The sequence below is a fragment of the Mesorhizobium sp. M0045 genome (assembly GCF_040323385.1).
Taxonomy (GTDB): Bacteria; Pseudomonadota; Alphaproteobacteria; order Rhizobiales; family Rhizobiaceae; genus Mesorhizobium.
This window is the reverse complement of record NZ_JAMYUY010000074.1, coordinates 1-656: the sequence shown is the minus strand read 5'-3', so window position 1 is coordinate 656 and position 656 is coordinate 1. Positions and strand designations below refer to the sequence as shown.

General features: G+C 63.9%; 1 pseudogene. It reads left to right on the top strand.

Annotated features, from left to right (window positions below):
* Window positions 1-93: 93 nt before the first annotated feature.
* Window positions 94-656, top strand: a pseudogene (locus NKJ72_RS30930) (transposase); the annotation flags it as partial.

Below are 656 nucleotides of genomic sequence, written 5' to 3'. Positions count from 1 at the left end.
TAGAGCGGTTCCTGATTTGACGGAATCGAAGGGGATTCCCGATCAGTCGGTTCTGTGATTCAAGATGCTGGCTGGAGTGGAGGCCAGCATCGGATGACGCGACCGCTTTCGGATGATCTTCGCGAACGTGTTGTAGCGGCGGTTTTGGGTGGCGAGAGCCGCCGGTCGGCCGCGAAACGGTTCGGCATTTCGGTTTCGGCGGCGGTGAAGTTGTTGCAGCGCCATCGGGCGACTGGCTCGGTTGCGCCTGGCAAGATGGGCGGACATCGCAAGAGGGTGCTGGAGCCGCACCGTGCCTTCATCGAGGCGCGTCTGCGTGAGACACCGCATCTGACGCTGCACGGTCTGAAGGATGAGTTGGCCGCACGCGGGGTCAAGGTCTCGCACAACGCGGTCTGGATGTTCTTGAGGCGCGAGGGCCTGAGCTTCAAAAAAAACGCTGTTCGCCCTTGAGCAGGCGCGCGCCGATATTGCCCGCAGGCGTCAGCGATGGCGCTCTTGGCAGGCCGGCCTCGATCCGCAGCATCTGGTCTTCATCGATGAGACCTGGATCAAGACCAACATGGCTCCGCTGCGCGGTTGGGGGCCGAAGGGCAAGCGGCTGCGCGGCTTGGCCCCGCACGGCCACTGGCGCACGCTGACCTTCCTCGGCGCGC